The sequence below is a fragment of the Nocardioides oceani genome (genome assembly GCF_030412965.1).
Taxonomy (GTDB): Bacteria; Actinomycetota; Actinomycetes; order Propionibacteriales; family Nocardioidaceae; genus Nocardioides; species Nocardioides oceani.
This window is the reverse complement of the sequence record NZ_JAUHJQ010000012.1, coordinates 73,322-81,047: the sequence shown is the minus strand read 5'-3', so window position 1 is coordinate 81,047 and position 7,726 is coordinate 73,322. Positions and strand designations below refer to the sequence as shown.

General features: G+C 75.4%; 7 protein-coding genes. 2 read left to right on the top strand and 5 right to left on the bottom strand.

Annotated features, from left to right (window positions below):
• Both QWY28_RS20515 and helR read right to left on the bottom strand, forming a co-directional pair.
• Positions 1–328: formate/nitrite transporter family protein (locus QWY28_RS20515; RefSeq protein ID WP_300954625.1), on the bottom strand; the 328-nt coding region annotated here is incomplete at its 3' end.
• An 85-nt stretch (positions 329–413) separates the two neighbouring features.
• Positions 414–2,627 carry an RNA polymerase recycling motor ATPase HelR gene (gene helR / locus QWY28_RS20510; RefSeq protein WP_300954624.1) on the bottom strand — a complete coding sequence of 738 codons (2,214 nt, stop codon included), beginning with the start codon at positions 2,625–2,627 and terminating at the stop codon, positions 414–416.
• A gap of 141 nt (positions 2,628–2,768) precedes the next feature.
• On the opposite strand from helR, the gene QWY28_RS20505 reads away from it, so the two are divergent.
• Positions 2,769–3,329, top strand: a complete 561-nt coding sequence (locus QWY28_RS20505; protein ID WP_300954623.1) for a hypothetical protein — start codon at positions 2,769–2,771, stop codon at positions 3,327–3,329.
• Here QWY28_RS20505 and QWY28_RS20500 read toward each other — a convergent pair.
• The 3 genes from QWY28_RS20500 to QWY28_RS20490 are packed head-to-tail and all read right to left on the bottom strand — an operon-like array spanning position 3,326 to position 6,869.
• On the bottom strand, positions 3,326–3,916 hold the full coding sequence (locus QWY28_RS20500) for a DedA family protein (RefSeq protein ID WP_300954622.1): 591 nt from the start codon (positions 3,914–3,916) through the stop codon (positions 3,326–3,328). The two genes, QWY28_RS20505 and QWY28_RS20500, sit on opposite strands and share 4 nt — an antisense overlap.
• The gene (locus QWY28_RS20495; protein WP_300954620.1) at positions 3,913–4,659 is read right to left on the bottom strand and encodes a phosphatase PAP2 family protein; all 747 of its coding nucleotides are present in this window, start codon (positions 4,657–4,659) and stop codon (positions 3,913–3,915) included. The genes QWY28_RS20500 and QWY28_RS20495 overlap by 4 nt, the downstream gene beginning before the upstream one ends.
• 20 nt (positions 4,660–4,679) lie before the next feature.
• Positions 4,680–6,869 (bottom strand): ABC transporter permease, encoded by a 2,190-nt coding sequence (locus QWY28_RS20490; RefSeq protein ID WP_300954619.1) that lies wholly within the window; start codon positions 6,867–6,869, stop codon positions 4,680–4,682.
• Between the two features lie 143 nt (positions 6,870–7,012).
• On the opposite strand from QWY28_RS20490, the gene QWY28_RS20485 reads away from it, so the two are divergent.
• On the top strand, positions 7,013–7,630 hold the full coding sequence (locus tag QWY28_RS20485) for a TetR/AcrR family transcriptional regulator (RefSeq protein ID WP_300954618.1): 618 nt from the start codon (positions 7,013–7,015) through the stop codon (positions 7,628–7,630).
• Positions 7,631–7,726: the final 96 nt, after the last annotated feature.

The following is a 7,726-nucleotide window of genomic DNA, read 5'->3' as shown; positions in this document are numbered from 1 at the left end:
GGTTGCGGGCGACGTCGCCGATCGACAGCTTGCCCTCGAGGGCGCCCAGCGGCACCAGCATCATGTTGCCGGTCGCCAGGTCCGAGCCGGCCACGACCACGAGGATCAGGCCGAGCGTGAAGGCCGCGCCCGTGAAGAGCGTCGGCAGGGTGCCCCACGTCGCGGGGTCGAGGCCCGACGAGACGGTGATCGCCACCATGCCGCCGAAGGCGATGTAGGCGCCGGCGAGGAACGAGCTGACGAGCACCCGGTCCCAGGACCGGCGCACCTTCTTCACCCCGGCCGCGGCGGCGACGGCCGCGGTCTCCTGCGGTTCGCGAGCGGACATCGGAGCACCTCCGGGGACGGTGGTCGACGGTCGCGTCCCTCGCCGGGGCGGTACCCGGCTGGGCGGCGAGGATGCCCCCGCGGCGTCACGGCCCGGCGAGCACCACCAGCTCCTGGGTCGCGCGGGTCATGGCGACGTACCGGTCCACGGCGGCGGCGACCGTGTCCTCCCCCGCCCCGAACCGCTCGGGCCGCACCAGCACGACGAGGTCGAACTCCAGGCCCTTGGCGAGGGTCGGCGTGAGCTGCCGGACGCGCGGGGAGGCGGGTACGACGGGCTCCTCGCCGTCGGCGGCGACCACGCAGACGCTCCCGTCGGCGTGCTCGGCGAGCCAGGTCGACACGACGGTGCCGAGCTCGGTGACCGACCCGTGCCGGACCGGGCGACCGCCGGTGCGGACCGAGGTGGGCACGTTGGCGTCGGGCACCGCGGCGCGGATGACCGGCTCCGCGACCGCCATCACCTCCGCCGGCGTGCGGTAGTTGATGGTCAGCGACGCGACCGTGACGTGCTCGAGACCGATCCGGGCGAGCCGCTCGGGCCAGGACCCGGCGAACCCGTGGCGGGCCTGGGCGCGGTCCCCGACGACGGTCATGCTGCGCGAGGGGCAGCGCCGCAGGAGCATCCGCCACTGGGCGTCGTCGAGCTCCTGTGCCTCGTCGACCACGACGTGGGCGAACGGCCCGGCGAACCGGTCCGGCTGGTCCCCCGGCGCGCTCCCGGTGTCGGCCAGGGACGCCTGGAGGTCCTCGCCCCGCAGCATCGACATCACCCGCATGTCGGAGTCGTCGATGGAGACGAGGTGGTCGACGACGTCCTCCATCCGGGCCCGGTGCGCGGCTGCGGCCACCTGCTGCCGGCGCCGGCGGCGGGATGCCGCGGGGTCGCCCAGCCGGTGCCGCGCGGCGTCGAGCAGCGGCAGGTCCGCGCCGGTCCACGCCTGCGGCTCGGCGCGCTGCAGCAGCCGGACCTGCTCGGGCTCCAGCCACGGCGCGCACCGGCGCAGGTAGGCCGGCACCGACCACAGGTCCCCGACCAGGTCCTCGGCCTCGACCAGCGGCCAGGCCCGGTCGAAGGCGCCGCGCAGGTCGCCGTTGCGCCCCAGCGCGCGGCGGACCAGCGCGGGGGTGACCTCCGGGGCGGCCTCGGGGTCCTCCGCGTCCTCCGCGTCCTCCGGGTCCTCGTCGAGGTCGTGCTTGTCGACCAGGATCCTCAGCAGCTCCTCCCACACCTGGTCGCGGGCCTCGTTGTGCGGTGTGCCGGGGTCCGGCGAGGTGAACGCCTCCGCCCACTCCTCGGCGCTGAGCCACACGTCGGACCAGGGCGTCTCGACGACCATCCCCTCGGTCGGGGGCTCCTCGTAGAGCGCGACGGCCGGCTCGATCGCGTCGACCATCGCGGCCGTCGCCTTGAGCCGGGCGACCTCGGGATCGGTCTCCTCCCCCGCCCCGGCGCCCTCCGGCACGAGGTCGCGCAGCGTGCAGGTCACCACGCCCTCCTCGCCGAGGCTCGGGAGCACGTCGGCGACGTAGGACAGGTAGGGCTGGTGCGGTCCCACGAAGAGCACGCCGCCACGGCGGTGCCCGAGCCGCGGGTCGGCGTGGAGGAGGTATGCCGTGCGGTGCAGCGCGACGACCGTCTTGCCGGTCCCGGGGCCGCCGTCGACCACGAGCGTGCCGCGCGACCCGGCGCGGACGATCGCGTCCTGGTCGGCCTGGATGGTGGCGAGCACGTCGCGCATCCGGTCGCCGCGGCTGCCGCCGAGGCTGGCGATGAACGCGGACTGGTCGTCCAGCGCCGCGTGACCCACGAGCCCGTCCGCGGTGAAGACCTCGTCCCAGTAGTCGGTGATCCGGCCGAGCGTCCACCGGTAGCGCCGCCGGCTCGCCAGCCCCCTCGGGTCCGCGTGGGTGGCACCGAAGAACGGCTCGGCCGCCGGGGAACGCCAGTCGACCAGCAGCCGCCGGCCACCGCGATCGGTCAGCCCCAGCCGCCCCACGTAGACCGGGTCCCCGTCGACCGGCACCATCCGGCCCAGGCACAGGTCCAGCCCGAACCGCCGCAGGGTGCGGATCCGGGCGGTCAGCCGGTGCACCTCCTGGTCCCGGTCGAGGGCCGCCTGCCCGTGCCGGCCGCCCTCCCGGCGTACGACGTCGAGCCGGTCGGCCAGGTCGGCCAGGGCCTCCTCGAGGGTCCGCGCGATCGCGGCGAAGTGCGCCTCGTCGGCCGCCACCAGCGCCGGGTCGGCCTTCGCCACCAGCCGTTCGTCGAGGTCGAAGACCCCTGCACTCTCCGTCACGGCGGGCGATTCTGGGGCCGGCCGGGGGCCTTGCCGCAAGCCCCCTGCTGCGCTATACCTTGGACATGGCGAGGGGTCTCCCCTCGCCGTTCGTGTGTCCGGGGGAGCAACCTTTCTCCCCGTACCTGCGTCTACCCGGGCATGACCACCCTTCGTGCTGCCCGGGCCGCCGCTGCGCCGCTCGGGGCAGGCCTCACCGCCGGCCTGCTCGTCCTGTCCCTCGGCTCACCCGCCGGCGCGGCCGTCCGCGTCGCCGAGGACCCCGTCGGCGACACCGCCGGCCACGCCCACGGGACGGGCGACGTGACGAAGCTGCGCATCAAGCACGCCCCCCGCGCGCTGCGCATGATCGCCTTCCACGCCGAGGACAGCCGGCTCAGCGACGTCCAGGCCTTCATCATCGACACCGACGCCGACGCCGCCGGTCCGGAGTACACCCTGGGCACGGGCATCGGCGAGGGCGGCTCCTGGCACCTCTACCGGGCCGACGGCTGGACCGGCGTCCTCGGGGACGCGCTGTGCAAGGGTCGCAACGACTGGGATCGGAAGAAGAGCCGGATGAAGGTCGTCGTGCCGCGGTCCTGCCTCGGGAAGCCGGCGCGCGTGCGGGTCAACCTCGTGACCAGCAACGACTACCCGGGCACGCCCGTCGACCACGCGCCGGGCAAGCGGAGGTACAGCCGTTGGGTCGTCGCCGGCTAGGTCCGCCGCGGGGCACGCCCGGGGACGCCCGCGCGGCGGGCGCGGTGTCTCCAGCCGCGGACGAGGAGCACCGCGACGCCGAGCACCACGGCCAGCGCGACGAGCAGGGCCGGGTGCCCGGCCAGCCGGTGCACGGCCCGGCCGGCGCCGACCCACAACGACGCCCACGACGCACAGCCGACCAGCGAGGCGAGCGCGAACCGGCGGTACGGCATGCCCGCCACCCCGGCGACGGCCGCCATCAGCGTGCGGACCACCGGCAGCAGGCGGCTCACGACGACGGCCCCCGCCCCGTGGCGGCGGACCAGGTCGGTGGCCCGGTCCCAGTGCCGTCGTCCGATCCGGTCCACCAGCCGCGAGCGGGTGAGCCGGGGGCCGAGCAGCCGGCCGAGCCAGTAGTTGACGTGGTCGCCGAGGCTCGCGCCGACCGTCACCGTCACCAGCAGCGCCAGGCGGCGCTCGTCCGCGACCGTGCTGGCGATGCCCGTCACGACGACCTCGCCGGGCAGGACGACGCCGACGCCGAGCATCGACTCCGCGAAGGCGAACCCGCCGCCCACGACCACGTCCCACCAGGCGGCGCTCACCCGCGGCGCCGGTGCGCCCGCGCGGCCCGCAGGACCGCGTCGGCGGCCACGAGCAGGAGCACACCCGCGACCGCGTCGAGCCACCAGTGGTTGGCCGTGACGACGACGATCGCGGTCGTGAGCACCGCGTGGCCGACCGCCAGCGCGCCCAGCGCGCGCGGACCGGTGCGCACGACGACGTACGCGATGAGGACCGCCCAGCCGACGTGGAGGCTGGGCATGGCGGCCAGCTGGTTGGCCAGCGCGCCGCTCGCCCCGTCGTACGGCGAGGGGCCGTAGCTCGTCATCGTGTCGACGAAGCCCCACGCCGGGAACATCCGCGGCGGCGCCAGCGGGAACACGACGTGGACCACGAGCGCGGCACCGGTCTGGAGGATGACCAGGTTGCGGGCCCAGCGGTACTCCCCCAGGGGTCGCCGGAGGAAGCCCCAGACCAGGAAGGCGGCCATGAGCGGGAAGTGCACGCTCGTGTAGTAGACGTTGGCCGCCCGGAGGATCGTCTCGCCTACCGGGAGCGCGTGGACCGCGGCCTGGAGCGCCGCCTCGGACGGGAACCCGAGCAGGTCCTCGGCCCGGTGTATCCACCGCGCGTGGCGGAAGGCGAGCGCCTCCTCCCCGCTGACCAGCGCCCGGCCCAGCTTGTAGACCCCGAACAGCGCCGAGACCAGCACGAGCTCGCCGACGGCCCGTCCGGCCACCCGCGGTGCGGGCGGCCGGACGGGCCGGTGGCCGATCGTGGTCATCGGGCTCGGGGTCGGGGTGCTCAGCCGACCGGGCCGGCGGCGGCCCCCGCCAGCGCCGCGCCGCCCGAGCCGCCCTTCCCCGCGCGCTCGGGCCGGTGGCGCGGACCCATCGGCGCGTGCGGGCGTGCGCCCGGGCGGTTGAGCCAGCGGTCGACGAGCAGCAGGTTCAGCAGCAGCCCGACCACGCCCCAGACGGCGATGACCAGCAGGTTCCCGCCGACGCCCGTCCCGTCGAAGTAGGTGACCGACCGGGCCAGGTCGACCGCGGCGGGCAGCGGCAGCACGTCGGCGAGCGGCCGGAAGGCGTCCGGGACCATGTAGAGCGACAGCCCGCCGCCGGAGGCCGGCACGCCGGCCAGCATCACGACGACCATCACGGGGACCAGCGCCCCCAGGCCGCCGACGCGGATGAGCGTCGCGCTCGCCCAGGCCACCGCGAACACCGTCAGCGTGCCGTAGCCGATGAGCTCGAGCGCGTGCCCGTTGACCGCACCGATGAGCACGTCGTAGAGGAACCACAACCACACCGAGATGCCGAGCGACCAGCCGGCGACCAGCGGGAGCAGCTGCCGCGTCCGGGTCAGGTCGGGGGCGCCGCCGCGCATGACCGCGAAGAACAGGAAGCCGGCCATGATCCAGCCCATCCCGACGTACATGCTGTTGCTGCCGCCGGTGTCGTCGCCGGTGAGCGGCGCGATGTCCTGGGTGGCCAGGTCGGTCCCGCCCTCGGCCGCCACCGCGGCGAACATCTGCGTCACCGCCGACTGCTGGCTCGCGCCGGCGCCGCCGGCCGTGACCAGGGTCGGGCTCGCGCCCTCGACGGTCGGCACGACGTACGCCGCCACGACGTCCCGGCTGCGGACGAGGTCGGCCGCCTCGTCCTCCGAGCCGACCACGCGGAGGTCCAGGTACTCCCCCAGCCCGGGCTCGAGCTGGTCGACCACGCGGTCCGCGGCCCCGGCCGGGCCGACCACCGCGACCGGCATGTCGTGGACGTCGGGCTGGTGCATCGAGAGGCTCATCAGCGTCACGACGGTGACCACGATGCTCAGCGGGAACAGCGCCACCGCGACGACCCTGCGACGGTACGGCGCCACCGGCCCGCCCGAGAGCGCCGGCAGCGGGGCGCCGGGGTCGGTGTAGAGCGGCCCGCCGACGATGAGCTCGCCCGAGCGGCGCTCCTTGAGCACGGCGAGGCCGAGGGCGGCGACCAGCCAGGCGGCCAGGACGCCGAGGTGCCGCCAGAAGCCGGCGCCGTCGAGGTAGACCGCCGACCGGAGCGCCTCGCCGGCGGCGGGCAGGGGCAGCACGCCGTGCAGCCACTGGAGGAACCCGGGCATCGCGTGGACCGACAGGGCCAGGTTGGACGCCGGCACCCCGAGGACGACCCACAGCAGCATGCCGAGGAGCACCGCGAACGGACCCAGCACCTTGGTGAAGAGCAGCTGGGCCGTCGCGACCGCCGTCACCGCGAGCGTGCCGACGCCCAGGAACAGCGGGTAGTGCCCGTCCACGGCGCCGACGAGCGGCCCGAGGACCAGCCAGACCAGCGAGCTGGTCAGTGCGCCCCAACCGACCGCGATCGGGAGGAACCGGCGCACGCGGAGCAGGTTCGGCGTACCGAGGAGCATGGCGCTCAGCGGCACGTAGCCGGCCAGCATCATCCCCATCGCGGCGAACAGCACCATGGTCCCCGAGCCGTCACCCTCGGGCAGCGGCACGAGGTCGACGGTCTCGACCTGCCAGGACTGCGTGACGGCCGCGGCGCCGAGGGCCCGGTCGACCAGCGTCGCCTGGGAGGCGCCGGCGGCCATCGCCCGGGAGACGGTCGCGCCGCGACCCTCGGCCGGGACCGTGATCGCGCCGGCGACCTCCTGCTCGCGGACCAGCTCCTCGGCCTCGGCCACGTCGTCCACGCGGCGTACGTCCAGGGCGCCGTCGGAACCGGCCTCGAGCTCCTCGGCGAACCGCTCGGCCGTGGCGCCCTCCCCCACCACGGCGACCGGCAGGTCGCTGGGCTGCGGGTCGTGCATGGTGCCCATGTACGTCGCGTACATCATCGTGACGATCAGGAACGGCATCACGAACAGCGCGATCATCCGGCCCTTGCGCTCGGCGGGCGTCTCCGGCGGGGGCGGCGGGTACGCCGTGCCGGAGGGCTCCGGCCGACCCGGCCCGGACGCGCTGCTGAGGTGGTTCGTCGTGGACAAGTCCTGGTCTCCTCGGGTCGAGCCGTGCGGCGCCGCCCGCTCCTGGGGTGGAGGCGTGCGCCGCACCGATAGTACGCCGCATGACTTAAAACGACGAAACGGTAGGGTCGGACCTGCTCACCGGCCGTCGACGAGAGGGAGTCATGCCGCGTCCGGACGTCCGGCTGCCGCTCCTCGATGCCGCCGAGCGGCTCTTCGCCGAGCGGGGCATCGCCACGGTCTCGGACCGCCAGGTCGCGGACGCCGCGGGCAACAGCAACCACTCCGCGGTCCGCTACTACTTCGGCGGGCGGTCCGGGCTCATGGAGGCGCTGCTCGACCGGCACCACGCAGCGGTCGAGCCCGCCCAGCGGCGCATGTTCGAGGAGTCCGACTCGCTGCTCGGCGACCTCCGGGCCCTGGTCATCCCCGTCACCGAGACCTTCGCCGCGCTGCCCACGCCGTCGTGGCGTGCGCGGTTCCTCCGCCAGGCCATGACCGACCCGGCGACCGCGGAGCTGGTGCGCGAGCGGTCACGCGAGTTCCCGACGGCGACGGCGATCGTGGCCTCCGCCGCGCGGCGCCTCGCGCACCTCGACCCCGCCGTCGTCGAGGGCCGCACCCGGCTGACCGTGCACCTCGTCGGCTCCGCCTGCGCGGAGATCGAGGAGCGCGCGCAGGCCTCGGGCGAGCCGGCGCGGTGGGCGGAGGCCGGCACGTTCCTGTGCGACGCCGTCGGCGGGCTGCTCCAGGCCCCGGTGACGGCCACGCCCGGTCCCTGATCCGCCGGAGCGGGGCACCGGCCCTCCGCGTGCCTCGACGGCCCGGAGCGGCTCGTGCCCCACAATGTGCCCGGTCGACCGCAGCACGTGGCGACC

What these genes read in the sequence shown, in the direction of transcription:
- QWY28_RS20485 (WP_300954618.1), top strand. Translation starts at nt 7,013, where the DNA reads ATGCCGCGTCCGGACGTCCGGCTGCCGCTCCTCGATGCCGCCGAGCGG.
- QWY28_RS20505 (WP_300954623.1), top strand. Translation starts at nt 2,769, where the DNA reads ATGACCACCCTTCGTGCTGCCCGGGCCGCCGCTGCGCCGCTCGGGGCA.
- QWY28_RS20495 (WP_300954620.1), bottom strand. Translation starts at nt 4,659, where the DNA reads ATGACCACGATCGGCCACCGGCCCGTCCGGCCGCCCGCACCGCGGGTG.